Source organism: Gordonia polyisoprenivorans (assembly GCF_017654315.1).
Classification (GTDB): Bacteria; Actinomycetota; Actinomycetes; order Mycobacteriales; family Mycobacteriaceae; genus Gordonia; species Gordonia polyisoprenivorans_A.
This window is the reverse complement of record NZ_CP072203.1, coordinates 1,589,182-1,614,441: the sequence shown is the minus strand read 5'-3', so window position 1 is coordinate 1,614,441 and position 25,260 is coordinate 1,589,182. Positions and strand designations below refer to the sequence as shown.

The 25,260-nt window shown below is 66.6% G+C and carries 22 protein-coding genes and 2 pseudogenes; 10 read left to right on the top strand and 14 right to left on the bottom strand.

Annotated features, from left to right (window positions below; genetic code table 11):
• Nucleotides 1-12 precede the first annotated feature (12 nt).
• Nucleotides 13-507, bottom strand: a complete 495-nt coding sequence (locus J6U32_RS07330; RefSeq protein WP_208794322.1) for a DUF2505 domain-containing protein — start codon at nt 505-507, stop codon at nt 13-15.
• A gap of 101 nt (nt 508-608) precedes the next feature.
• Here J6U32_RS07330 and J6U32_RS07325 point away from each other — a divergent pair, with 101 nt between their 5' ends.
• Entirely contained in the window at nt 609-1,688 is a 1,080-nt protein-coding gene (locus J6U32_RS07325) for a UDP-N-acetylmuramate dehydrogenase (RefSeq protein ID WP_208794320.1), read from the top strand.
• A 435-nt stretch (nt 1,689-2,123) separates the two neighbouring features.
• On the opposite strand, the gene J6U32_RS07320 is transcribed toward J6U32_RS07325, so the two are convergent.
• From J6U32_RS07320 to J6U32_RS07310, 3 genes are all read right to left on the bottom strand, one after another.
• Nucleotides 2,124-3,413, bottom strand: coding sequence for an HNH endonuclease (locus J6U32_RS07320; protein WP_208794319.1), 1,290 nt, complete (start codon nt 3,411-3,413; stop codon nt 2,124-2,126).
• A 557-nt stretch (nt 3,414-3,970) separates the two neighbouring features.
• Nucleotides 3,971-5,185, bottom strand: coding sequence for a DUF1501 domain-containing protein (locus J6U32_RS07315; RefSeq protein WP_208794317.1), 1,215 nt, complete (start codon nt 5,183-5,185; stop codon nt 3,971-3,973).
• A gap of 31 nt (nt 5,186-5,216) precedes the next feature.
• On the bottom strand, nt 5,217-6,521 hold the full coding sequence (locus J6U32_RS07310) for a DUF1800 domain-containing protein (RefSeq protein ID WP_208794315.1): 1,305 nt from the start codon (nt 6,519-6,521) through the stop codon (nt 5,217-5,219).
• Nucleotides 6,522-6,723: 202 nt separating this feature from the next.
• Between J6U32_RS07310 and J6U32_RS07305 the strand changes: the two genes are divergently transcribed.
• The 3 genes from J6U32_RS07305 to J6U32_RS07295 are packed head-to-tail and all read left to right on the top strand — an operon-like array spanning nt 6,724 to nt 9,592.
• On the top strand, nt 6,724-7,470 hold the full coding sequence (locus tag J6U32_RS07305) for a DUF5666 domain-containing protein (protein ID WP_208794313.1): 747 nt from the start codon (nt 6,724-6,726) through the stop codon (nt 7,468-7,470).
• Nucleotides 7,471-7,529: 59 nt separating this feature from the next.
• Nucleotides 7,530-8,195 carry a response regulator transcription factor gene (locus J6U32_RS07300; RefSeq protein WP_208794311.1) on the top strand — a complete coding sequence of 222 codons (666 nt, stop codon included), beginning with the start codon at nt 7,530-7,532 and terminating at the stop codon, nt 8,193-8,195.
• The gene (locus J6U32_RS07295; protein WP_208794309.1) at nt 8,192-9,592 is read left to right on the top strand and encodes a sensor histidine kinase; all 1,401 of its coding nucleotides are present in this window, start codon (nt 8,192-8,194) and stop codon (nt 9,590-9,592) included. The genes J6U32_RS07300 and J6U32_RS07295 overlap by 4 nt, the downstream gene beginning before the upstream one ends.
• Here the strand turns inward: J6U32_RS07295 and J6U32_RS07290 are convergent.
• The 9 genes from J6U32_RS07290 to J6U32_RS07250 form a co-directional block, all read right to left on the bottom strand.
• The gene (locus tag J6U32_RS07290; protein WP_208794308.1) at nt 9,537-10,628 is read right to left on the bottom strand and encodes an alpha/beta fold hydrolase; all 1,092 of its coding nucleotides are present in this window, start codon (nt 10,626-10,628) and stop codon (nt 9,537-9,539) included. The two genes, J6U32_RS07295 and J6U32_RS07290, sit on opposite strands and share 56 nt — an antisense overlap.
• 40 nt (nt 10,629-10,668) lie before the next feature.
• Nucleotides 10,669-11,625 carry a MerR family transcriptional regulator gene (locus J6U32_RS07285; RefSeq protein ID WP_208794306.1) on the bottom strand — a complete coding sequence of 319 codons (957 nt, stop codon included), beginning with the start codon at nt 11,623-11,625 and terminating at the stop codon, nt 10,669-10,671.
• A gap of 93 nt (nt 11,626-11,718) precedes the next feature.
• Complete coding sequence (locus tag J6U32_RS07280; protein ID WP_208794304.1) at nt 11,719-12,153, bottom strand: hypothetical protein; 435 nt, start codon at nt 12,151-12,153, stop codon at nt 11,719-11,721.
• On the bottom strand, nt 12,150-13,340 hold the full coding sequence (locus tag J6U32_RS07275) for an FAD-binding oxidoreductase (RefSeq protein WP_208794303.1): 1,191 nt from the start codon (nt 13,338-13,340) through the stop codon (nt 12,150-12,152). Before J6U32_RS07275 ends, J6U32_RS07280 begins: the two co-directional genes overlap by 4 nt.
• Nucleotides 13,341-13,394: 54 nt before the next feature.
• Entirely contained in the window at nt 13,395-13,892 is a 498-nt protein-coding gene (locus J6U32_RS07270) for an RrF2 family transcriptional regulator (protein WP_208794301.1), read from the bottom strand.
• Between the two features lie 186 nt (nt 13,893-14,078).
• A complete protein-coding gene (locus tag J6U32_RS07265) occupies nt 14,079-14,393 on the bottom strand; it encodes a DUF2516 family protein (RefSeq protein ID WP_208794299.1) in 315 nt (104 codons plus the stop codon).
• Nucleotides 14,394-14,440: 47 nt separating this feature from the next.
• Entirely contained in the window at nt 14,441-15,550 is a 1,110-nt protein-coding gene (locus J6U32_RS07260; RefSeq protein ID WP_208794297.1) for a histone H1-like repetitive region-containing protein, read from the bottom strand.
• Nucleotides 15,551-15,611: 61 nt separating this feature from the next.
• On the bottom strand, nt 15,612-16,136 hold the full coding sequence (locus J6U32_RS07255; protein WP_280118976.1) for a helix-turn-helix domain-containing protein: 525 nt from the start codon (nt 16,134-16,136) through the stop codon (nt 15,612-15,614).
• A 105-nt stretch (nt 16,137-16,241) separates the two neighbouring features.
• Complete coding sequence (locus J6U32_RS07250) at nt 16,242-17,576, bottom strand: DUF445 domain-containing protein (RefSeq protein WP_208794295.1); 1,335 nt, start codon at nt 17,574-17,576, stop codon at nt 16,242-16,244.
• A 52-nt stretch (nt 17,577-17,628) separates the two neighbouring features.
• On the opposite strand from J6U32_RS07250, the gene J6U32_RS07245 reads away from it, so the two are divergent.
• The 6 genes and pseudogenes from J6U32_RS07245 to J6U32_RS07220 form a co-directional block, all read left to right on the top strand.
• The gene (locus J6U32_RS07245; RefSeq protein ID WP_244332898.1) at nt 17,629-18,462 is read left to right on the top strand and encodes a TetR/AcrR family transcriptional regulator; all 834 of its coding nucleotides are present in this window, start codon (nt 17,629-17,631) and stop codon (nt 18,460-18,462) included.
• Nucleotides 18,459-19,244: an SDR family NAD(P)-dependent oxidoreductase gene (locus tag J6U32_RS07240; protein ID WP_208794294.1), complete on the top strand. Its 786-nt coding sequence runs from the start codon at nt 18,459-18,461 to the stop codon at nt 19,242-19,244. Before J6U32_RS07245 ends, J6U32_RS07240 begins: the two co-directional genes overlap by 4 nt.
• A gap of 57 nt (nt 19,245-19,301) precedes the next feature.
• A complete protein-coding gene (locus tag J6U32_RS07235) occupies nt 19,302-20,177 on the top strand; it encodes a polyphosphate kinase 2 family protein (protein WP_208794292.1) in 876 nt (291 codons plus the stop codon).
• A gap of 823 nt (nt 20,178-21,000) precedes the next feature.
• Nucleotides 21,001-22,047 (top strand): annotated as a pseudogene (locus tag J6U32_RS07230) (DUF222 domain-containing protein); the annotation flags it as partial.
• Nucleotides 22,048-22,098: 51 nt separating this feature from the next.
• Nucleotides 22,099-23,369 (top strand): IS3 family transposase gene (locus J6U32_RS07225; protein ID WP_208794290.1). Its coding sequence is split into 2 segments (ribosomal slippage): nt 22,099-22,372 and nt 22,372-23,369, totalling 1,272 coding nucleotides; the frame shifts between segments, so codons are not numbered across the junction.
• Between the two features lie 30 nt (nt 23,370-23,399).
• Nucleotides 23,400-23,645: pseudogene (locus tag J6U32_RS07220) on the top strand (HNH endonuclease); the annotation flags it as partial.
• A gap of 360 nt (nt 23,646-24,005) precedes the next feature.
• Here J6U32_RS07220 and J6U32_RS07215 read toward each other — a convergent pair.
• The gene (locus tag J6U32_RS07215) at nt 24,006-25,244 is read right to left on the bottom strand and encodes a benzoate/H(+) symporter BenE family transporter (protein ID WP_208794288.1); all 1,239 of its coding nucleotides are present in this window, start codon (nt 25,242-25,244) and stop codon (nt 24,006-24,008) included.
• Nucleotides 25,245-25,260: the final 16 nt, after the last annotated feature.

Sequence of the window (25,260 nt, the reverse complement as noted above, 5' to 3'; positions counted from 1 at the left end):
GGCCAGGTTACGTCAGCGGTGATCGGCCTCCCAAGTCACCGTCTTCTCCCGTTCGTTGTCGAGCAGGTCCACGAGCTGCTCGATGACGGCGCTCTCGATCTTGCCGCCGACGAAGGGAATCCCCACCTTGGCGCTGCCCGTGTACTCGACGCCGGCCGGGTCACCGGAGACGACCAGGGCGCCCTCGACGTCGGCCGGGGCGCCCGACACCGAGGCGTGCATCGTGCCGTTGACCGCATCCGCGGCCCGGGTGAAGGTCATCGTGCGGGGGATCTCGAGGTCACCGGGGCGCACCTTGGTCACCACCGATGGCAGCCGGTCCTCGGGCACCCCCTGCAGCATTGTCACGGTCACCGTGGTGCCGTCCGATGCGAAGGATTCGAGCCTGCCGTGGCTGGAGTTGGTGGCCTCGAGCAGGTCGTGCCAGTACTGCTCGGTCGATACGACGTCCCAGTAACGGGCGGTTGAGAACGGATAGGACACCGAGTGCTGCAGCGGGCTCGCCATGGGATGAGAGATTACTCGACGCGCGTGCACACGGAACGGGTGCAAACACCGAACTCCGGCAAGTCGGTGGTGCGGTGCCGTCACGGGTTACCGTTGGCCCCGTGACCGAGACTTCGTTGCCGCCCGGCGTCCCACTGGCCGGGCTGACCACCCTGCGGGTCGGCGGCCCGGCACGGGCGCTGCTCCGCTGCGAGGACACCCGATCGGTCGTCGAGGAGATCCTCGCCGCCGACGCCGCCGCCGAGCCGGTTCTACTCATGGGCGGCGGCTCGAATCTCGTCATCGCCGACGCAGGCTTCGCCGGAACCGCCATCCGCATCGAGAGCGGCCGCATCGAGTTCGGGACCGGGCGCGAATCCGGTCGAGCCCACGTCACCGCCGACGCCGGGGTCACCTGGGACGATCTGGTGGCCGCGACCGTTGAGGCCGGTTTCGGTGGGCTGGAGTGTCTCTCCGGGATTCCCGGATCGACCGGTGCGACCCCGGTACAGAATGTCGGCGCCTACGGTGTCGAGGTCGCCGACGTCTTGCGCGAGGTCCAGGTACTCGACCGTCGTTCGGGAACCCTGCGATGGGTCGCCCCGGGTGAACTCGGTCTGGCCTACCGCACGTCGCGGCTCAAGCATCGCGACGAGATGGTCGTCGTTGCGGTGTCGTTCTGGCTCAACGACGATCGCGCCAGTCAGCCATTGCGGTATCGCGAGCTGTCCGCCGCCATGGGGGTCGAGCCGGGCGGCCGCGCCGACGCCACGACGGTCCGCGAGGCGGTCCTGGCGCTACGCGCGGGCAAGGGCATGGTGCTCGATCCCGACGACCACGACACCTGGAGTGCCGGTTCGTTTTTCACCAACCCGATCGTCGGAGCTGATGACGCACCGGCCATTCTCGACCGCATCGCCGCCCGCCTCGGCGCCGACGTCGCCGTCCCCACCTATCCGGCAGCCGATGGCGTCAAGTTCTCCGCAGGCTGGCTCATCGAACGCGCCGGCTACGCCAAGGGCTATCCCGGCCCCGACGCCCCGGTCCGCCTGAGCACCAAACACACACTGGCCTTGACCAATCGTGGTGGCGCCACCACCGAAGAACTTCTCGCCCTGGCCCGCGACGTGCGCGACGGCGTCGCCGACACCTTCGGCATCACCCTGCACCCGGAGCCGGTTCTGGTGAACTGCGCCCTGTAGACCCCGCCCGACGATCGACCCCGCTGGTCGAGGTGCCAAGCCTCTGCGAGCCGCCTTCGTACGCTGGTCGAGGTGCGAAGGAGCGATAGCGACGTAGCCTCGAGACCCGTTGCACCGATGGGTATCTGGGCCACCGTGATACGAATCCAGCGTTGGCTCAATTGGTCTCGAGGCTCGCCGCACGCGGCTCGCACCTCGACCATCGGAGGGCCGTTCCCACCCCGGGTTTCGTGCCCGATGGCCGTCCCATCCCGGTGGTCGAGGTGCCGAGGAGCGTTAGCGACGAGCCTCGAGACCCCTTGTGCCGACAGGATTCCGGGCCACGGACACTCGAACACCTCGACCACCGGGTGGGTTTCTCTATGGAGTTCTCAAAGATCAGATGCGGTCCCGGCTAGGCCGGGTGCGGGGATTCAGGTAGTGGGGCAGGGTAGGTCAGGCTGCGGCGTCGTCGAGTCGCATGGTTCTGCGGTGATACGACGGCACGGGTTGGCGTTTCGGATCGATGCTGGCGGGTGGGATCAGCCGGGGGTGTCGGTCGAATCCCATGATGATGTCCCAGCCGTGGTGGTGCACATCGTCGTGGCAGCTGGTGCACAGTAGGCAGCCGTTGTCGAGGTCGGTGGGACCGCCATCACTCCAGTGGGCGAGGTGGTGTGCTTGGCAGCGTCCGGCGTGTGCTCCGCATTTGATGCATCCGCGATCGCGGACGAGTAGTGCGTTGCGTTGTCCTGGGGTGAACAGCCGTTCTTTGAGTCCGACGTCGAGGGGTACGCCGTCGGTGTTGAGGATGATTTTGGTGATGGTGGTGTCACACGACAACAACTTGGCGGTGGCTTCGGTGATCGGACCCATGTTCTGCAAGTCCCCGCCGAGTGCCGGGTTGTCGGCTGACCAGGTCCACAACAACCCGTTGGTCGGTTTCGCGGAGAAGGTGGTGTCCGCTAGTCCTTGTGCCGCCAACTCCACGATCGTTTCGAACGCGGCAGCACAGATCTGTTCCGGAGTCCGCGGATCCGGGGACCCATCCGGCTGCGGTTTCGGCGCCGACAGGGTTTGCATCAAAGTCCGTGTTTTCTCGCCGGCGATGATGTCGAGGTTCGCCGAGATCTCCAACCGGCCGTCGTCGGTGATGCGGTCGGTGTAGCTGTTGATCTTCTTGTCCTCCGCAGCAGGCAACCCGCCAGGCGTCTCGGCGGCGAGCTCGTTACCCAGCTGCCGAGCGTAGAGGTTGATTTCGGCGGGGGTGAATCTGGCGAAGTAGTGCGACAGCAGTTTCCGCAGAAACTCGCAGCGTTGGACGGTGTCCATAGGTTCGGGGGAGCGGGTGTCGATGTGCGCCAGTCCGCGGATGATGGCGTCGGTGTGTTCGGACGAGATGGACCCGTCAGCGGCATGCGCCAACAACAGGTCGATGTCGCTGGTGGCCGAGATCCGCACGTACCGACCTGCGACCGCGGGTGCGAAGCCCATGCTGATCAACAGTTCTCGCAGTCGGGTGGTTTTGTGGTCGGCCACGCCCAGTCGGTCCATTTCGTCGGTGAGGGTGGTGGCGTGGTGATCGACCAGGTTGCGGAGCAGCAGGACTTGTTTCATCGCGCCGAAGGCTTGGGGCCCGGTCATCTCCGGATTCCATTGCAGGTCGCTGAGTTGGGTGACGATGGTGGCGAAGATTGCTTCGGCGTCAACGGTTTCCGCGTCGAGAGTTTCAGTGGTGTCGATCATGGGCCCCTCCCCGGTGGCTGAGCGGTGTGATGGGTCCAGTATACCTCGCCAGGGTGTTCGACGCAAGGGATATTTTGATCAATTCTGCTTGTGGACAACGTGTTTCGGCACCGATTTTCTGTCGGTGGAGTGTGGTAGGGGGTCCGGATTTCGTTTGTCTTGCTGTCGATGTGGTTGGGAGGCTTGTAGTCTCGCCGGGTCTCGAGGCCCGGCGCCTGGGGCGCCGTGCACCTCGACCAACGGGAAGAGGGGTGCTCGACCATCGGGAAGAGGGGGTGCTCGGCCATCGGGGGGAGGGCGACTAGATCGTCGGGAGTATGCGTCCGCGGCCCCAATGTGCAGAAGCGGCTGGTGCAGCGGGGGCGTCTGCACATTCGGCTCGCGTTCAAGTCGTGCGACGGTCGATGTGGTTGGGAGGCTTGTTGTCTCGCGAGGTCTCGAGGCCCGGCGCTTGGGGCGCCGTGCACCTCGCACCATCGAGGAAAAGGCACTCGGCCATCGGGGAGGACGGGTTGCTCGACCATCGGGCAGCGCAGGTTACTTGAACCCCACCCCACCTACAGAAACCCGACCGCCCGCCGTCCCGTCCCCACCGACGTAGGGTCGGTGCCGAGGCCGGTTCCCAGGAGTTCGGCGTAGATGTCGCGGAAGTCTGTGGTGGACTTGAGGTCTCCGTCGTCCAGGTCGGTCAGACTCGGTTCGTCACCGTAGAAGCCGCCGCGGACGGGGGCGCCGGCGACGAAGACCGGGCCCGCCGTTCCGTGGTCGGTGCCCTGAGAGGCGTTGGCGCGCACGCGACGACCGAACTCCGAGTAGGCCATGACGATGACGTCGCGGCCACGCGGGTCACCGGCCATCCGGGTGAGAAACGACGACAGGGCCGAGTCGACTTCACCGAGCAGATTCTGCTGTGTCTCGCGTTCGTCGGCGTGTGTGTCGAATCCGCCGATGCTCACCGAGTACACCTTGGTCGGCACTCCGGCGCTTACGCACCGGGCGACCGTATCGAGTTGTTCGGCAAGCGCTTTGCCCTGTGCGCCCGCCGACCCGGTCGTCCCCTTCGACGCCGCTCGGACCCCACGCAGCGCCGACGCCGCCTTGTTCTCGGCGGCGTAGGACGTGCAGACCATCTGCTCCGCGGGACTGTCCGGCGCCGACGGCGCTCCCAGTTGCGCCAGCCGCGCGACGACCGGCGCAGCGAGCGGGCTGCCCGTGGGGTCGAGGGCAGCCGCCGTCGACTTCTCCCCGATCGACAGCATCGGCAGCACCGGCCCGATGTTGAGGGCGCGCAATGGATCATCGCCCGTCGCGTCGAGCCATCGTCCGATCCATCCACTCGGCACCGCCGACCCCGGCGACGCGGTCTGCCAGATGTCCATGGAGCGGAAATGACTGTGGTCGGGCTGCGGGTACCCGACACCGCGCACGATCGCCAGGGTCCCGTCGCCCCACGCGTTATGCAGTCCCTTCATCGCCGGGTTCAGCCCAAGCGAGTCGTCGAGGTGCAGCACGTCCTGTGGGGCGTAGGCGAGTTCGGGCCGGTTGTCGTGGTAGGCGCTGTCCGCGTATGGGATCAGCGTGTTGATGCCGTCGTTGCCGCCGTACATGGTGAGGATGACCAGTACTCCGTTGCCCACGACTCGAGGATGCTCCACGCTCGCCCGGTGCAGATCGTCCCAGGTGACGGTCGCAACCCCGCCAGCGGCGCCGAGTGCGGCCAGCACACCGGTGCCGACGAGGAATGTGCGGCGATTGACGTCGATGGTCTTCATGTGGTCCTGCCTCGGATCGCGCGAATGGTGTTCAGACGGTCAGGTATTCGGGGCTGTTGAGGGCGATCGCGGTGAGCGTCACCGGATTCTTGACCGACCCCTGCATCACCTTCACGGTCCGGTCGGAGAATCCACCGATACCGAGCAGATGCGCTGCGGCGTCGATACGCTCGCCCGCGGCGGCGTCGTGGATGGTGGTGACCTGCGCGTCGCGCGCCAGGCGCGTCGCTGCGTTCCAGCGTGTTTCGGCGCCGGCGGTCGACAGCCACGCCTGCCCGGACGGCCAGCCCCCGACGTCGGGTGGGTAGAAGGGCTGCTGGCCCAGCGTCTTGAGGGTGGAGGTTGTTCGTTTGAGTTCGGCAGCACCGGTTTTCGGTTGTAACGCCCGGGTGGCGCCGATGAGCCACTGCACGGGGGAGACCACTCCTGAGGAGTTTCCGAGCTCGGGATCGGTGACGATCGCGGTCACCAGACCGCGCAGATCGCGGTCGGGGCCGTACGCCGAGGTCAGCCGGGTCTGCGCCGCAGCCGACGGTGGTGTATCCCCGGCGAGATGCTGCCACACCCTGGTGGCGACGTAGCCGGCAGAGGTCGGGTGATCGAGCACGGCGTCGCAAAAGCTCGCGGCGTCCAGATCGCCGGTGACGCCCAGGACGGTCTTGGTGCCCGAATCATGCAGCGCCGGCTTGAGTATCGTGCCACCGCGGTTGTCCGGTCGCCACCCGGTCAGGGCCCGTGCACCCTCGCGGACGTCGGTCTCGGTGTACCCGTTGCCGTGTCCGAGGGCGAACAGTTCCATGAATTCGCGGGCGAGGTTCTCGTTCGCGGCGCCCTTGACGTTGCTGGCGCCGTCGAGCCAGCGCAGCATCGCCGCATCGGTCAGCATGGTGTAGGCCAGTGGACGGAATTGTCCGAGTCCCATCGTGCGCAGCTTCTCGTTCTGGGCGAGCATCTCCGCGGCAGAGCCGACCTTGGCGATCGACGTGGCGAAGTGGTTGTGCCACATAAAGGTCAGCTTCTCCCGTTCGGGAACCTCGGCGGCAATCATCCGATTCGTCCACCAGGTCACCAATTGCGCTGTCTGCGCCGAACGTTCGGATTGCACCTTCTTGCGCACCGTGGCCGACGCGGTGCGCGGCACGCGCGCCGGCATGCCGAAGTGCGGTGCCGGGGTGGCATCGACCCCAGGATCGAGCGCGGGTGTGGGCGTCAGCACACGCTGGAGGTAGGAGTCGATCCCCGAGGCCACCACGGCATCGACCTGGGTTCCGGTCGCGCCGAACCCCAACCGCCGCACCACTCTCGCCGCCGCCATCCAGTCGGCCGATTGCGTCATGGCTGCCAGTCTGGCCAACCCCGGTGCCGCCAACCAGGCCATGACGCCGGTCCTTCAGGGAGTCTTCAGCACGACCCTCGCAGATCCGGCATCCCGCCCGTAGCCGGACTGATCGGACCACAGGGCAAACCGTCGGTCCTGTCGGGCCAACCTTCAGAAAGCCTTCAGTTGCCCCGTACTCCCCCGCCCTACGGTGGTCGCCATGTCAGACACCGAGAACCCACAAGAACCCGACAGCCAACCGCACGACGCCACGCCCGACGACCCCACCACCCAGTTCGGTACCGAACCGATGTCGCAGGGGGCGAACCCGACGACGCCGATCGCACCGATCCCGGGTCATCCCGGCCCGTACTCCGGCCCGCCACCCTCCGGACCGCCCCCTTCCGGACCGCCCCCTTCCGGCCCACCACCGTCCGGGCCACCACCGTCGATGCCACCGCAGGGACCGGGCACTCCCGGTCCGGCACCCAAGCCGTCGTTCTGGCACAGTCAGCGCACCGCGCTGCTCACCGGGGTCGCTGCGCTCATCATCGGCGGTCTCATCGGCGGCGGTATCGGGTGGGCGACCGGACACGACGACTCGCACACACAGCCCGTCGCGGCCACCGCCCAGCACGGCAAGAAGACCCACCGTGAGGCCACCTCCGCGGCAAGCCGACGTGGGGTGACCGGCCAGATCACCGCGATCAACGGCCAGACCTGGACGGTCCAGACCCGCGGCGACAAGACGGTGACCGTCGACATCACCGGCGACACCCATTTCGGGACCGAACGGAAACCGCAGCAGCAGAGCGACTTCGCCGTCGGCGACCGGGTCGTTGTCGCCGGGACCCGAAGTGGCGACACCGTCACCGCGCGCATCGTCGCGAAGCGTCCGACGCCGGCCGGCTCCGCGACGCCACAGACCACTGGCGCACCGGCCCCGACCTCGGCGCAGCCGAGTTGATCGGGCACGGTGATCGATGATGACCGAGACGTGACCGCGGGCTGGCAGAATCACCTGACATGAGCGCCACGGTCCTCGTCATCGAGGACTCGACCCCGATCCGTGTCGCTGTGGCCGCGGCACTGACCGAGGCCGGGCATCGGGTCCTCGCATGCCCCGACGGTTCACGACTCGAACACGATCTGGCACAGGCGCGTCCCGACGCGGTCCTGCTCGACGTCATGCTGCCCGGTTCGGACGGTTTCACCCTGCTCGATGTGGTACGGCGGCGCAGCGACGCCGGCATCATCATGGTGACCGCCCGCGACGCCGTCGCCGACCGATTGCACGGCCTCACCGAGGGCGCCGACGACTATGTGGTCAAGCCGTTCGAGATGGCGGAGTTGGTGGCGCGCGTCGGCGCCGTGTTGCGCCGACGCGGCGGGCGCACCGACATCCTCTACGTCGACGACCTCGAGATCGACCGCGACGGCGGGACGGCAACACGCGCAGGTGAGCGAATCGCGTTGACGCCCACCGAGTTCCGGGTACTCACGTACCTCGCGCAGCGCCGCGGCAGGGTGGTCACCAAGACCCAGATCCTCACCGGCGTCTGGGGTTACGACCACTACGACCCGAATCTCGTGGAGGTCAACGTCAGTGCGTTGCGCCGCAAGCTCGAGGCCCACGGTCCGCGACTGTTGCACACCGAACGCGGCCGCGGCTACACCCTGCGCCCGTCATGACGACGATCCGCACTCGACTGACCGGCAGCTCGTTGCGCAGCCGGGTGACTGCTCTGGCCGTCGTGGTGCTCGCGGTGTCGTTGGTCGCCCTGATCGCCATCGGCAGCGCACTGTTCGCCGTCGCGGGCCATCGTGCCGCCGGGGCATTGCTCAGTGATCGGGCCACCCTCGCCCAGCAGTACGCCCGGACCTCACGCACGCCGGAGATCTTCCTGCAGCGCATCGAGGGCCGTTCGGTGCGGGCCCGACTCGAACTCGCCGACGGCGAGGTGTTCGGCCACCCGACCCGCGACGCGGTCGCCCGCCGCGCGATCACCCTCAAGGCGCCCAACTCCTCCTGGGCCGACGGCGCGACGCTGACGCTCGCCGTAGACGGCGATCTGCTCGGCGGTGTGCAGTCGCGTCTGCTGATCGGGATGGCGATCACCGGGTCGGGGGCGCTCGTCCTCACCGCGTTGCTGCTGTGGTTCGGGATGCGTTATGCCCTGGCGCCGTTGGACACCATGACCGATGTGGCGCGCTCGATCGCACGTGGCCGACGCGGTGAGCGCCTCGCCCCGACGCGGACCGACACCGAGCTGGGGCGTACCGCAGCGGCTTTCGATGACATGCTCGACTCGCTGGAGGGTGCCGAGGCCAATCAGCGTGCCGCACAGCAGTCGGTCCGGCAGTTCGTCGCCGATGCGGCCCACGAGTTGCGCACCCCGGTCACCGGGGTGCAGGCGATCGCCGAGACCCTGCTGCAGATGGATGCCGACGCATCCGCCGACGACCGGGAACAGTTGCTGCTGTTGCTCGTTCAGGAGACCCGCCGCGCCGGACGACTCGTCGGCGACATGGTCGATATGGCCCGCATCGATGCCGGACTGGCGCTGCATCCCGAGGCGGTCGACCTCGTCGCCCTCGCCGAAGATCAGTGTCGGCGGGTGGCGATCCTGCATCCGGAGCTGACGGTCGTCGCCACCGGTGACGCCCCGCCGACACTCGCCGACCCCGGCCGGATCTCGCAGATCCTGGCCAACCTCATCGACAACGCCTGTCAGGCCACCCCGGCCGGCGGGCACGTCGAGGTGGCGGTCGCGCACGTACCCACCGAGTCCGGCGGGTGGGTGACCGTGACGGTCAGCGACACCGGACCGGGCGTCCCCGACGCCGACCGCGAGCGGATCTTCGATCGCATGGTGCGCCTGGATGATTCACGAGATCGACGCTCGGGCGGCGCCGGTCTGGGACTGGCGGTGGCGCGCGGGCTGGCCCGCGCCCACGGGGGCGAGGTGCGCCTGCTGCCGCGCACACCGGACGGCGCGACACAGGGTGCGGTGTTCCGCCTGGAGTTGCCGCTCAGACCGACGGGACGCGATCGGTCTGCGGGTTCGGCTGCTCCGCATCCGCGATGACCGCCGCGAGGGTGTCGTCGACGACGGCCCCGGCCTCGATCGTCGACATGTGCCCCACCCCGTCGAGTACGACGAGATCACGCAGGGTTCCGTTGCGCCGCAACACCTCTGCCATCTGCTCGGCGTGTGAGGGCGGGGTCAGACGGTCGGCGCTGCCGACCACGATCGTCGTCGGGACCGTCAACGCGTCCAGCCCCGCGGTCACATCCAGCTTGCCCATCGCCGCACCCCAGCGGGCCCGTGCGCGCGGCGGGCAGCTCATGATCATGGTGTCCACGAACTCGACGTGCGAGGCGCGAGCGGTGGAGCCGAGCGCGATGTACTGCGACATCCGCGGCCCATACGAGCTGCGCGGCACGGGAAGTGGCGCCGAGGTGATGAGCTTGGTGACCGCGGGCGCGAACGGTTTGCTGTAGCGCGGCAGGTCGAGCGGGATGAGCAGGTGATTCTGCATGACCGCCTTGGCCGCGGTGGAGGCGAGGACCACCGCCGACACACGATCGGACACCTTGTGCGGGTACTGCGCCGCCCACGACATGATCGTCATGCCGCCCATGGAGTGGCCGATGAGGATCGCTCGGCGCCCGGGCGGGACGACGGCGTCGAGTACGGCGTCGAGGTCCTGACCGAGGGTCGCGACGGTGGGTCGTTTGCGGCCGAGCTCACTGGCTCCGTGTCCACGCTGATCGTAGGTGATGACGGTGCGTTCACCGGCGAAGGCGTTGATCTGGGGATACCAGTAGGTGGTGTTGCACGTCCATCCGTGCACCGCGACGATCACATCACCGGCGGTGTCGTCACCGCGCGCACCGGGACCGTAGATGACCACGTTGAGCCGGGTGCCGTCGGCGGCGCGGACGGTTCTGGTGTCGCTCGGGGCCGTCGGGGTGGCCAGCAGATCGTCGGGCCCGTCGTCGACGGCCGGATCGCCGTGTAGTGCTTCGCGTACCAGTCCGGCACCGATGGTGCCCACCCCAACCCCGATCAGACCTGCACCGGCGGCAACGCCACCGATGGCCCACCCACGACGACTCATGTGTCCACCCTCTCCCCAGGACACCGGCCGGGCGCGGCGATCAGGACGATCGCGGAGTCGGACGGTGTGTTCGCGGCGTGTCCACCGGCTCCTCGGTGCCCGACGCAGGGCCCTCGGACGTGTCGGGGGACACAGTATCTGATGTAACACTACCCGTTGTCATGTTCTGGGCGCCATCGCCTGCGGCCTCGGGATCGATGCCCGATGCGGGTCCGTCGGCGACGTCGGCGCCGGGAACATCGGTGGCTGGGTAATCGGTGGCCGGAACATCGGTGTCGGCGACGTCGAAGTACGTCGACGCCTCGCCGATCGCCCGGGTGATCTCGTCGTCGAGCGCCTTGCGGAACGTGGTCTCCACGATCTCGTGGGCCATCGGCCGGACCGTCTGGATCAGTTCGGCCATCTTGCTGACCTTGGCCTCGCCGAGGGTCGGCAGGTTCTCGTTGAGGTACTTGTCGGTGATGATCGAGACGAAACTGCGGGCCGCATCCTCGAGATCGTCCTGCACACGCACGAAGCGGTCGAGCAGCACGTCGATGTCGACGCCGCTCTTGACCAGCACCTCGGCACCCTCGAGGACCTCCGGGTTCTTGATCGCGTAGTGGGCGCCGTCCTTGACGAGCAGCCCGAGTTTCTGGCTGAGCGCGATGGAGCGCTCGCTGGCGTTGAGGGTCTTGCGCAGCTCGGTGAAGGTGATCGTGGCCGCGCGCTTGAAGTTGCGGAACCGCCCGCCCTTGGTGGGCGCGCCACGCAACACATGCTCGACCTTCATCCCGTAGTGGGCCGCGTGCAGGAGCTCACTGATGGTGGCAAAGGTGTATCCGCGTTCGAGCATCCGCGAGATGAGATTCAGGCGATTGAGGTGATCGTCGGAGTACCAGCCGGTGCGACCGCGGATCGTCGGCGGCGGCAGCAGCCCGCGATCCTGATAGACCCGGATGTTGCGGACGCTGACGCCGGACGCCTCTGCCAGGTCGTTGATCCGATACTCAGCCACGAATGACAGTGTATTCGCCGGATGTCGTACGCCCGGCGACCCGCGCCCGACGACTCGTGTCTCCCGTCGGTCATCCGGCAAAGAGCGCTCTAGTCATCCGGCCAGCAGCACGACGCCGGTCGCCACCAGCACACCCACCTTGACGACCTCGGCGGCCACATAGATCAGGTGCGCGTGACTGCGCGGGCCGTCGGCGTCTCCGGCGGCGAGCACCTCGTCGGAGCGACGGTTCAAAGCGGGCCGGATGCCGACGAGTTGGACCGCCAGGACCACCACCGCAACCACGGCGAGGATGCCCGCGGGTTGCCCCACCCAGCCCCCGGCGACCGCGCACACGATCAGCGCGAGCGCCGCCCCTGTCTCGACGGCGTTGAGCGCACGGAACACCAACCGCCCGATCCCCAGACCGAGCGGGATGGTGATGCCCGGAGCACGGAACTTCAGTGGCGCCTCCAGGAACGAGATCGCGAGCACCATGCCCAACCAGACGAAGGTGACCGCGGTCGCCACCGCGTATGACGCACTCATCGAGAGGTGCCGGTGCGCAACAATTCCGGCCCGAAGGTCTCGAAGTGGATGTGTTCTGACGGCACATTCCGGTCGAGCAGCTGGGTGCGAATCGAGTCGAGGAATCCGGTGGGGCCACACAGCATGGCGTGGACGCCGTCGGCGAGATCGATACCGTCCAACGACATCCGGCCGGTGCGCACCGCGTCGGACACCAGATGGTCGGCGCCGTGCTGATACCACTGGTAGAGCCGTGCCGAATCGATCTGCTCGACGAGGGCACCGAGTTGTCCACGATGAGGCTGACCGGCCCGCGAGTGGTCGGCATGCAGGACCGTCACCGGGCGGTCGGTTCCGGACTCGGCGAGTGCGGTCAGTAGCCCGATCACCGGTGTGCACCCGATACCCGCCGATGCCAGCAGCAACGGCGAATCATCCTCGGGCAGAACGAGATCACCGAACGGCATCGAAACGTGCACGGAGTCGCCCTCGAAGACGTTCTCGTGCAGATACGCCGACACCTCGCCGGCGAGTTTGACGCTGATCCGCCACTCGTCGCGCGCTCGCGGCGTGCCGATCAGGCTGTACTGGCGGATCTGATGCGCGCCGTCGGCCAGCGGCACCTGCACCGAGATGTACTGCCCGGGAGAGAATGCCGGAAGATCCGCGCCGTCGGGCGCGGCCAAGGTGAACGACACCGCGTCCGGGGCCACCTGATCGCGTCGGGTCACGACGAGATCGCGCCACACCGCACCGGGTTCGACGCCGGCCGCGGCGTACAGGTCGGCTTCTTCGCGGATCAGCACATCGGCCATCTCCCAATACAATTCGTCCCACGCATTGGCGACCTCCGGGGTCACCGCGGCACCGAGCACCTCGACGATCGCGGCAAACAGGTGCTCGTGGACAATCGAATACTGATCGCGGGTGACCCCGAGGGACGCATGCTTGTGCGCGATGCGGTCGATGATGAAGCGCTGGCGCCGCAGATCGGGTTCGAGTTGCAGCTTGGCGAAGGCCGCGATCGACCCGGCCAACGCCATCGGCTGTTCACCGGACCGCTGGTGGGTGCGGTTAAACATGTCATCGAGCAACGTCGGGTGAGCTGCGAACATCCGCGCGTAGAAGTTCGGGGTGATCTCCCCGAGTGCGCCGTCGACGGCGGGCAGGGTGGCCGCGATGACCTCGCGAGTGGGCATGGTGAGCACGACGACTCCGATCTGATCTGTTCCGCCCGGCGGCGGAATCGTTTGTTGCCGAACCTATTCGGCTTGACTGTAGGGTTCGGCCCGAGGGGGTTCGGCCTGACTGTGGGACGTCGCCTCGGCGCGACGCGGGATGTCGAGGGAGAGCAGGACCGCTCCGGTGGGGTCGGTCACGAGGTCCCCGACGGTCACGTCGTCGAGGCTGTCGAAGAAGGCACGGCGGGCGGCGGCGAGCGCACCGCGCAGTCGGCACGCCCGGCGCAGTGGGCACGGCGTTTCACCGTCGCAGTCGACGACCTCCCCGTCACCTTCGAGACTGGCCGCGAGCCAACCGATTCGGGCCGTGCGGCCCAGCTCGGTGATCACCAGCCCACCGGAGCGACCCCGCCGTGAGTGGACGACGCCGAGTTCGGCGAGACGGCCGGTCACCTTGGTGACGTGCGTATAGGGCACGGCCATCTCCTCGGCGAGGACCCGAGTGGTCATCGACCCGTCCGAGACGGCCAGGCGCATCACCACGCGCAAGCCGATGTCGGTGAAGCGGGTCAGTTGCATGTGATCATCAGATCATAATTTGCATCCGAGATGCATATTAAACGCCTGTGGTGCTCGTCACTCGTCGGTGCGGGCCATCGCCGGCGTCGTGGCATACGGGAACCGCCCGCGACCGTCACGAGGACGGTCGCGGGCGGTTGGCGAAACCTGCGCGGCGCAGACGGGTGGGCGGACCCCGGGTTCAGCTCACCGGATCTTGCGGAACCAATGCTTGTTCTGAATGGAGTCGACGCGCGGCCGGACGTCGACGAGGTACACGATCAGCGCGACGACGCCGATGAGGTAGAACAGCGTCGGCGCCTGGAACAGCCAGATGAACAGGGTCGCGAGGGCCAGCAACGACACCCAGAGCACCTTGCTCTGCTTGTCGACCGCAGGGAAGGCGTCTTTGCGCTGCATGGACGCGTGGACGAGGGCGACGATGGCCGCGACACCGGCGACCACGGTCAGCACCCACAACACGAGGTTCTGACCTGCGGCGAGGACGTTGACGAAATTCACGCAACCACTCTAGCTTTCCCTGTCGGTTTTGTCGGACGCGCGCGAGCTCAGGAGCGCGTCGACTTGCGTGCGGACGTCTTCTTCGCTGGGGTCTTCTTGGCGGCGGTGGTTTTTGTTGCGGTGGTCTTCTTGGCGCCGGTGGTCTTCTTGGCTGCCGTCTTCTTCGCCGGGGTGGTCTTGGCCGCAGTCTTCTTGGCTGCCGTCTTCTTCGCCGGGGTCTTCTTGGCGGGAGCTTTCTTCGCAGCGGTCTTCTTGGCCGGAGTCTTCTTGGCCGGAGCATTCTTGGCCGCCGTCTTCGTGGCCGCCGTCTTCTTCGCAGGGCTCTTCGTGGCCGCTGCCTTCTTCGCGGCACTCTTCGTGGCCGCTGTCTTCTTCGCCGCTGTCTTCTTCGCGGGCGCCTTCGCGACGACGGCAGCCTTCTTCGCCTCGGCTTCCTTGGCCGCAACCTTGACCGGTGCGGCCCGCTTCGCCGGCGCCGTCTTCGTCGCCGGCGCCGTCTTCTTTGCCGGCCCAGCCTTCTTCGCCGCGGGCAGCGCCTTGGTGGCCGAACCCTTTGCGCGAGCGGCTTTCTTGGCGGTTCGCCGCGAGGTCAGTTGTCCCACACCGGTTCCGCGGGCGGCTTGACCGCTGATCAGTTTGGTCTGCGTCGCGAGGGTGCCCAGCGCGTCTTCGGTGAGGGCGACGGCGTCGTTGTAGACCTTCTCCAGTTTCGGGAGGTTCTCACCGACGAGAGGTTGGGCCTTGAGTCGGTCGACGACCTCTTCGGTGCGTTCGGACAGCGATGCCAGCAGCGCGGCCGCAACCGCGAGGTAGGCGTCGGCGACCTTGCGCAGTTCTTCCGGGGAGAATCGCGCGCGTAGTTCTTCGATCTCGGCGGGCAGTTCGACGGGCAGGGAGGCGAGTTTGCTCTTGGCCTCCTCGAACGTCGCCAGCGCGGCGGCCAGCGTCTCGTCGAGAGTGGACTGCGCGGAATCGACTCGCTCGGCGACGCGTTCGGTGAGATCCTCACGCGACTCGGTGATCCGCTCCTGGGCGGACTCGATGCTCTCGGCGATCTTGGTCTGGGCCTGCTCGGTGGCGGCCTCACCGCGCTCACGAAAATCGTTGAGCAGGGCCGACACTTGACCCAACGCTGTCGACAACGGGTTGTCCGGCATGATCGGAACTCCTCGATTCGCTTGTGCGGGTGGTGAATCGACCGCCCGAGTCACCCAGTGGTCACTCGTCGGGGATCGGCTCGTCGGTGGCGTTCTCCTTGCGGAAGGACTCGTAGATCTCGAGCAGCATCTGCTTCTGGCGTTCGCTGATCGAATCGTCGGCGATCAACGCATCGCGCACCGGGCTGGCCGGACGTTCTTCGAGGATCCCGGCCCGAACGTACAGCACCTCGGCCGACACCCGCAGGCCCTTGGCGATCTGCGCCAACACATCTGCCGAGGGTTTGCGGAGTCCGCGCTCGATCTGGCTGAGGTAGGGATTGCTGACGCCGGCCCGTTCGGCCAACTGCCGCAACGACACCTCTGCGGCCATTCGTTGGGATCGGATGAACCCACCGATGTCCTGTGCCGCGGTTGCGACCGCATCCGAGGCCACCGCGGTGACCGCGGTGACGGCTTCCACGGTGTGTCCGACGCCGCCGGTGTCGCGGTCGTCCTCGTCGGGGCTCGACGCGTCGTCGACGGGATCGTCGCCGTCCGAGCGGTGCTCGTCGGACGTGCTCTGGTGGGGCCTCTTCGCTGTCATGTCACCTCCCGTGGCTCGCCGAGCCCAGTATCGACCCCAGTGCTAACACGTGCAAGCACAGTGCATGCAGCGCGGCGCGGCGTCGTGGCCCTCACTCGGGACCGGTCAGGGGAAGATGAGCACCGAGATCGTGTAGATCGCCAGTCCCGCCAGTGATCCGACGACGGTGCCGTTGATGCGGATGAACTGCAGGTCGCGCCCCACCTGGAGTTCGATCTTGCGGCTGGTGTCCTCGGCGTCCCAGCCGCGCACGGTCTCGGTGATGACGGAGATGATCTCTCGCGAATAGTTGGTGGCAACGTGGTTGGCGACACGTGCGACCCACCAATTCATCTTCTCCTGCAGCGGCCGGTCGTCGCGGATCCGCTCGCCGAGGTTGATCGCGGCGTCGGTCAGGGTGTTGCGCAACGTGCTGTTCGGGTCGGCGAGCATCTGCTCGATGACGGCCTTGCCGGTGTTCCAGGCGGTCGATGCCGCGCCGGCCACCTCCTCGCTGCCCACGAGTTCGCGTTTGATGTTCTCGAACCGGGCGACCATCTCCGGGTCGTTCTGCAGGTCGTCGGCGAACTGCTCGACGAATTCGTGCATCGACCGACGCATCTCGTGATCCGGGTCGGCACGGACCTTGTAGGTGAAGTCGACGAGTTCGCGGTAGATCCGATCGCCCATCAGGTTGGTCACGAACTTCGGTTTCCAGGCCGGTCCGACGTCGCTCTCCACCACCCGGTCGATGAGGTCCTGGCTGCCCAGCGCCCAGTCGTGGGCGCGGTCGCACAGGAGTTGGAAGACCGGCTCGAGGCGGTCCTCGGCGATCAGCTGGTGCAGGATGCGGCCGATCGGCGGCGCCCACTCGGGTTCGGCCGCCCACCGCAGGGTGGCCTGGATGAACTGCTCGATGTCCTCGTCGCGCAACATCTCTGACGCGAGCTTGATGGCGCGGGCAGCCTCGTCGGACACCCGTGGGGCGTTGTTCGGATCGGCCAGCCAGGTCGCAACGCGACGCGGCAGATCCAACTGCTCGACGCGCTGCACGATCACCTCGGGCGTCATGAAGTTCTCTTCGATGAAGCCGCCGAGCTGATCGCCGATGTCGTCCTTCTTCTTGCGAATCAGGGCGGTGTGCGGGATCGGGATGCCCAGCGGGTGCCGGAACAGCGCCGTCACCGCGAACCAGTCGGCCAGCGCGCCGACCATGCCGGCCTCAGACGCCGCACGCACATAGCCGACCCATGCGGCGACGTCGGCGCCGTCGCGGTGTTCGAGGTAGCGGGTGAACAGGTAGATGACAGCAGCTACCACGAGGAAGCTGGTTGCCAGCAGTTTCATCTTGCGCAGGTCGCGGCGGCGGCGTTCGTCGGACGCGGAACCGCCCGAGGAGAACCCGGGCGCACTTGCCGACGCGGCCCGATGCCTGCCGGTACCGGAAACGTCCGTAGTCACAGTTGACACCCATCCATTTCTACCCGCCGGCAGCGACTACGCTGGCCGGGTGATCGCAAATCGTCCCAGTCCGGCCGCGGCGGCGCGCGCCGCGGTGTCGGCGGCGACGAACGTGACCCGCGGAATCGAGCAGGCGCTGCTGGGCGGGTCGGTCGAGGAACGCGTCAAACCCGACGGTCGTCGGCAACGCTGGGAAAACCACAAACGGGAGCGCCGCACCGAGCTGACCGACGGCACGATGGCCGCCGTCCGTGAACTCGGCGCCGACGTCGGGATGGACGAGATCGCCCGGCACATCGGCGTTTCCAAGACAGTGTTGTACCGCTATTTCACCGACAAGAACGATCTCGGGGTTGCCACGACGGTGCGGTTCTTCGAGACCACCCTGATGCCGCGGCTGATCGAGACCATCACCGACGAGGTCGACGAGTACACCCTGACCCGCACCGTGATCAACGTCTACGTCCGTGCCGTCGCCGACGAACCCGCGTTGTACCGGTTCGCGTTGTCGGCGTCGCCGAGTTCGTCGGTGACCTCAGCGGAGTCGGAGAAGCTGGTGGCGCAGTTGCTCACGTCGACCATCGTGATGCGGCTGGCTGAACGCGACGGTGATTCGGCGGGCGCCCAGGTGTGGGCGTACACCCTCGTCGGCGGTATCCAGCGTGCCGTCGATTGGTGGATGGGCGAACGATCCATCGGCGTCGACGATCTCATCGACTATCTGACGATGATGGTGTGGAGTTCGATCGTCGGGGTCGCCGCGGTGAACGGTTCCCGTACCGCATTCATGGCCGATCCCCCACCGCTGCCCGATCACGACGGGACCGAAGGACATCGGGACAACCACGAGCGCGGTTCGGCCGACGACGAGGCCCCACTCCGGTGAGTCGGGTGGCATTGGTGACCGGCGCCAGTCGCGGTGTCGGTCTCGGGGTTGCCACCGCACTTCTCGACGCCGGCTGGACCGTCTACACCACCGCGCGCAGTGGGCGCGGTCCCGACGGAGCCCGGGTGATCACCTGTGATCACACCGACGACGCGGCCGTCGGCGAGGTTTTCGAGACGATCGACGACGCCGAGGGTCACCTCGATCTGCTGGTCAACAACGTGTGGGCGGCACCGCGCGGGTTCGGCGGATTCAGCGAACCGTTCTGGCAGCGGCCGGTGAGCGACTGGGATTCGTTGATCGGGGTCGGACTGCGCGCCCATTACGTGGCGTCGGTGCACGCCGGCCGGATCATGGTGGCCGCCGGGTCGGGTCTCATTGTCAACATCTCGTCGTTCGGGACACGCGGTCACCTGCACTCGGTGCTCTACGGCATGAGCAAGGCGGCACTGGACAAGATGGTCGCCGACATGGCCGTCGAACTGCAGGGCACCGGCGTTCATGCGGTGTCGTTGTGGTTGGGCCTGATCCGCACCGAGTTGCTGCTCTCCCTCGGCGTCGACGAGTTCGCGGGCTTCTCGTTACAGCGCGCCGAGGATCCCGAGTTCGTGGGTCGGGTCATCGCGGCGCTCGCCGACGACCCGGCGCTGGCCGACCTGACCGGACACACCCTCATCAGCGCGGAGTACGGGCGCGAGCACGGAATCGTCAACAATGATGGCGCGCAGCCCGATTCGCATCGCCAGGCGTTCGGCGGCGGACCACTCTACCCGCCGACTTGACCCGCGACCCTGGTCGTGTTGGGTACCCTCTGGATCACACGACGAGGAGGTTGAATCATGGGCAAGCGCGGCAACGGTTCGACGAAGGGCTGGGCACAAGAACCGATCGACGCGTTGCGCGTGGGTACTGTCGGGCCGATCGCCGATTTCGCCCCCGACAGCACACCGGGATTCGCCGGTGGTCGTCGCCTCGGCGAGGAGTTGCTCACCGAACGCGGTGAGATCCTCGCAAGCCTGCAGGAGTTGCTCTTCGCCAACGGCAGAGCCGGCGACCACCGCTCGGTACTGCTGGTCCTGCAAGGCATGGACACCGCTGGCAAGGGCGGGATCGCACGACACGTCGGCGGCCTGCTCGACCCACAAGGCCTGAGCATCAAGGGATTCGGCAAGCCCACACCCGAGGAGCTCTCCCACGACTTCCTGTGGCGCATCCGCAAGGCACTGCCCCCGGCCGGACGCATCGGCATCTTCGACCGCTCCCATTACGAGGACGTCCTGCCCGTACGCGTGCATTCCCTGGTACCGCAATCGGAGTGGGAAGCACGCTACGACATCATCAATCGATTCGAGCGGGAACTCGTCGACGCCGGCACGACGGTGGTGAAATGCGCTCTGGTGGTGTCGAAGGACGAGCAGAAGGCTCGACTGGCCGAACGCCTCGACCGTCCCGACAAGTACTGGAAGTACAACCCGGGCGACCTCGACGAGCGCGCCTACTGGGACGACTACCTCGAGGCCTACCAAGCCATCTTCGACCGCTGCGACTCCGACGCCACCCCGTGGTATCTCATCCCCGCCAATCGGAAATGGTTCTCCCGCCTGGCAATCTGCGAACTACTCATCGATGCCCTGTCAGGTCTCGACCTCGATTGGCCCGCCGCCGATTTCGACGTCGCCGCCGAGAAGAAACGTCTGGCCGCCCTCCCCGACTGACCTCCCGTTGGTCGCGCAGTTCCCCTCCCGATAATCGAGATCCTCACCCGATGGCTCCCTCCTCCCCCGATGGCCCCTCCCCCGACGGTCAAGGCGCCTTCCTCGATGACCGAGTGCCCTTCCCCCGATGGTCGAGGTGCGAGCCGCGTGCGGCGAGCCTCGAGACCCGGCGAGACAACAGGCCTCCCAACCACATCCACCATCACACGACCTGAACGCGAGCCGAGTTCGCAAACGCCCCCGCTGCACCAGCCGCGTCTGCACACTGGAGCCGCGAACTCATCACTCCCGACAGTCAGGGCGCCCTCCGTGGTCGAGTAACCCGCCCCACCCGATGACCGAGTGCCCTTCCCCTCGCTGATCGAGGTGCGAGCCGCATGCGGCGAGCCTCGAGACCCGGCGAGACAACAAGCCTCCCAACCACATCCACCATCACACGACCTGAACGCGAGCCGAATTCGCAAACGCCCCCGCTGCACCAGCCGCGTCCGCACAGTGGAGCCGCGAACTCATCACTCCCGACAGTCAACCCCTCCCCCGACGGTCGAGCGCCCCTCTCCGCCGATGCTCGAGCACCATTCCCCTCGCTGATCGAGGTGCGAGCCGCATGCGGCGAGCCTCGAGACCCGGCGAGACAACAAGCCTCCCAACCACATCGAAAGCAAGACAAACGAAAACCGCACCCCTACCACACCCCACCGACAGAAAATCAGCGCCGAAACACGTTGTCCACAAGCAGAATTGATCAAACTTCCCCTTGCGTCGAACACCCTGGCGAGGTACACTGGAGCCATCACACCGATCAGCCACCGGGGAGGGGCCGATGATCGACACCACCACAACTCTTGACGTCAAAGATGTTGATGCCGAAGCAGTCTTCGCTGTGATCGTCACCCAACTCGGCGACCTGCAATGGAATCCGGAGATGACCGGACCCCAGGCCTTCGGTGCCATGAAACAAGTCCTGCTACTGCGAAACCTGGTTGATCACCACGCCACCACCCTCACCGGCGAAATGGACCGGTTAGGGGTGGCCGACCACAAAACCACCCGACTGCGAGAACTGTTGATCAGCATGGGCTTCGCGCCCTCGGTCGCAGGTCGGTACGTGCGGATCTCGGCCACCAGCGACATCGACCTGTTGTTGGCGCATGCCGCTGACGGGTCCATCTCGTCCGAACACACCGATGCCATCGTCCGCGGGCTGGCGCACATCGACACCCGATCTCCCGAACCTTTGGACACCGTTCAACGGTGCGAGTTTCTGCGGAAACTCTTGTCGCACTACTTCGCCGGCTTCACCACCGCCGAAATCAACCTCTACGCGCGACAGTTGGGGAACGAGCTCGCCGCGGAGACGCCGGGCGGGTTACCGGCCGCGGAGGACAAGACGATCAACTCCTACACCGACCGCATCACCGACGACGGCCGGTTGGAGATCTCAGCGAACCTCGACATCATCGCCGGGGAGAAGACCCGGACTCTGATGGAAACCTTGTCGGCGCCCAGGCCGCAACCCGATGGGTCACCGGATCCCCGTACACCCGAACAGATCTGCGCTGCCGCATTCGAAACGATCGTCGAACTCGCGGCACAAGGCTTGGCCGACACCACCTTCTCCGCCAAACCCACCAACGGCCTGTTGTGGACCTGGTCGGCGGACAACCCGGCACTCGGCGGCGATTTGCAGAACATGGGCGCGATCACCGAAGCCACCGCGCGGATGTTGTCGTGTGACACCACCATCACCAAAATCATCCTCAACACCGACGGCGTACCCCTCGACGTCGGACTCAAAGAACGGCTGTTCACCCCAGGACAACGCAACGCACTACTCGTCCGCGATCGCGGATGCATCAAATGCGGAGCATGAACATCCCCGGGTTTGGTGCACACCTCTTTGTGAGGGAAGGTTGGCATCATGCCGAAGAAGTACGACGAGGCGACGCGGGCCAAGGCTGTGCGGTTGGTCGTTGAGCATCGCGGGGAGTATCCGAGTGAGTGGGCGGCGATCACCGCGACCGCAAAGCGGTTGAAGATCACCTCGGAGACGTTGCGGAAGTGGGTCCGTCAACACGAGATCGATTCCGGGGACAAGCCGGGGGTGACTCGGGAAGAGGCTGCGGAGGTGCGGGCGCTCAAACGCAAGGTGTCCGAGCTGGAGGAGACAGTCGAAATCCTCAAAGCGGCAACGTCTTTCTTCGCGCGGGAGAGCGACCCGCGACATCGGTAGTGTGCGCGTTCATCGCCGAGCATTGTGCTCGGTTCGGGGTCGCTCAGATCTGTCGTGTGCTCACCGAGCACGGTGCACCGATCTCCCCGAGAACCTACTATGCGTGGCGCTCACGGCCGCTGTCGAAGCGGGCGTTGTGGGACATCACGATCACCGAGGTGCTGGCCGGCTACTACGAGCCTGACGCGGACGGTGAGCGCACACCAGAGTCGCTGTACGGGGCGGTGAAGATGTGGGCTCACCTGCGCCGTGAGGGTATCGAAGTGGCCCGGTGCACAGTGGAGCGACTGATGCGCGCCAACGGCTGGCGCGGGGTGACCAGACGCAGGAAGGTTCGCACTACGGTTGCTGACCCGGCTGCGGCGCGGGCTGCGGATCTGGTCAAACGCCAATTCGCGGTACCCGCACCGAACGTTCTGGTGGTGGCCGACTTCACCTATGTGCCGCTGGCGGATGGTTCCTTCGCGTATACGGCGTTCGTGATCGATGCGTTCGCCGGCCGGATCGTCGGCTGGGAATGCTCGCGCTCGAAGACCGACAGGTTCGTGCGGACCGCGATCCGCCACGCCGCCAACCTGCGAGAGGAGGAGGGCAATCCGATGTTGGGCAACACTATTCATCACTCGGATGCCGGGTCGCAATACACGTCCGTGCGGTGTGGGGAGACTCTCGAGTTATCGGGGCTCCTCGCCTCGATCGGCACCGTCGGCGACGCCTATGACAATGCGTTAGCCGAAACGACGATCGGGTTGTACAAAACCGAAGCGGTACGCGAGGATTCGCCGTTTCGGACCGGCCCATTACGTCGGGTTGGCGACGTCGAGCACCTCACCGCCCGGTGGGTCCACTGGTACAACACCCGTCGACTGATGCACCGTCTCGGACGGATCCCACCGATAGAAGCCGAAAGGAACTACTACACTCAAGTTGTCGCCACACCCGTGGAGACACACCAGTAACCAGGTGTGCACCAAACCCGGAGCGATTCAGCACACGCCGGACGCTGCCAAGCACACCACCTCGCCCACTGGAGTGATGGCGGTCCCACCGACCTCGACAACGGCTGCCTGCTGTGCACCAGCTGCCACGACGATGTGCATCACCACGGCTGGGACATCATCATGGGCTTCGACCGACACCCCTGGCTGATCCCACCCGCCAGCGTCGATCCGAAACGACGACCCGTGCCGTCCTATCACCGCAGAACCATGCGACTCGACGACGCCGCAGCCTGACCTACCCTGCCCCACTACCTGAATCCTGCACCCGGCATCGCCGGGACCGCATCTGTTGTTTGAGAACTCCATAGTGACAACCCCACCCGATGGTCGAGGCGTTAGAGCTGCCGTGGCCGGGAAACCCCTTCGGCACAAGGGGTCTCGAGGCTCGTCGCTGGCGCTCCTCGGCACCTCGACCATCTGGATGGGATGGACCGTCGGGTGGGAAGGGCGGAGCATCCTTCGATGGCCTGCACAATCCCCCGCTGGTCGAGGTGCGAGCCGCGTGCGGCGAGCCTCAAGACCGCCTGCGCCGCTGCTGCATTCGGACAGCAGTCGCCCGGATATCAAACGGCACAGAGAAGCCAGGCTCACAAGTCACTGAGCGCTACGCTGCCGATCCTCAACTCCGCGATGCCCGTCGGGTCCGGACACTGGCCCTCGACGACGCAGCACACCGTGGGACACGAGCCCGACGACGATGGCCCAGAAGGCGCCGCTGATCCCCCAGAACGTCACGCCGGCGGCAGCGGTGACGAACGTCAGACCCGATGCGATCCGAAATTCTTTGTGGGTGAACGCACCAAGTAAAGCGTTGGCGAACGTTGCCAGCAATGCGAGCCCGGCCACCGACTCCAGCAACCCCTGCGGCGCAATCGCGGTGATGGTGACCAGCGCTCCGGAAGCCACCGCGAGCACCAGATAGCTGATGCCGCCGGACACCCCGGCGATCCATCGCCGGGTTCGGTCGGCGCCCGCCTCCTCGCCCGCGGCCAGCGCCGCCGACAAGGCGGCCAGGTTGATGGCATGCCCACCGAACGGTGCGCCGAATACCGTACCGATCCCGGTCACGAACATCGCAGGACGCCAAGGGGTGTCATATCCGAACGACTTCAACACCGCCACGCCGGGAACATTCTGTGACGCCATCGTCACCACGTAGAGCGGGATGGCCAACCCGACGATCGCCGACACATCGAATCTCGGAGTGGTCCAGGCGATTTGCGGCCACCACTGCGTCGTCACACCCGCGCCGACACCGTGCACCGCGACGTAGATGCCGATGACGACGAGGGCGGTCACCAAGGCCAGAGGCAACGCCCAGCGGGTCAGCCATCGAGTCGCGATGAGCCACACGGCGAGAATCGGCAGGGTCAGCAGCGGCTGCGCTGCAAGCGATTTCATGGGTGCCAGACACAGCGTCAACAGGACGCCGGCCAGCATCGCCTGCGCGATCGGAGTCGGTATCCGGCCGATCAGATCACCCAGAGCCGGGATCAGCCCCGTCGCCAGGATCAGGATTCCGACGACGAGGAAAGCCCCGACCGCAGCCCGCCAGCCGGCGTGATAGTCCGCGCCCGCGGCCACCAGCATCGCCGCTCCCGGAGTCGACCAGGCCAGGGTGATCGGCTTCCGCGTGGCCACGCACAAAACGATGATCCCGACCGCGAAGGTCACGGTGAGCGCGAGCAGACCCGACGCCGCCTGCCCGGGATCGGCGCCGACCGCACACAACCCGGCGACCACCACGACGAACGACGACGTGAAGCCGACAAGCGCGGTGATGATTCCCGCGGTGATCGGCTCACTGATCGACGATGCCGGAGAGGTGGTCATCGGGCCACCATAACGC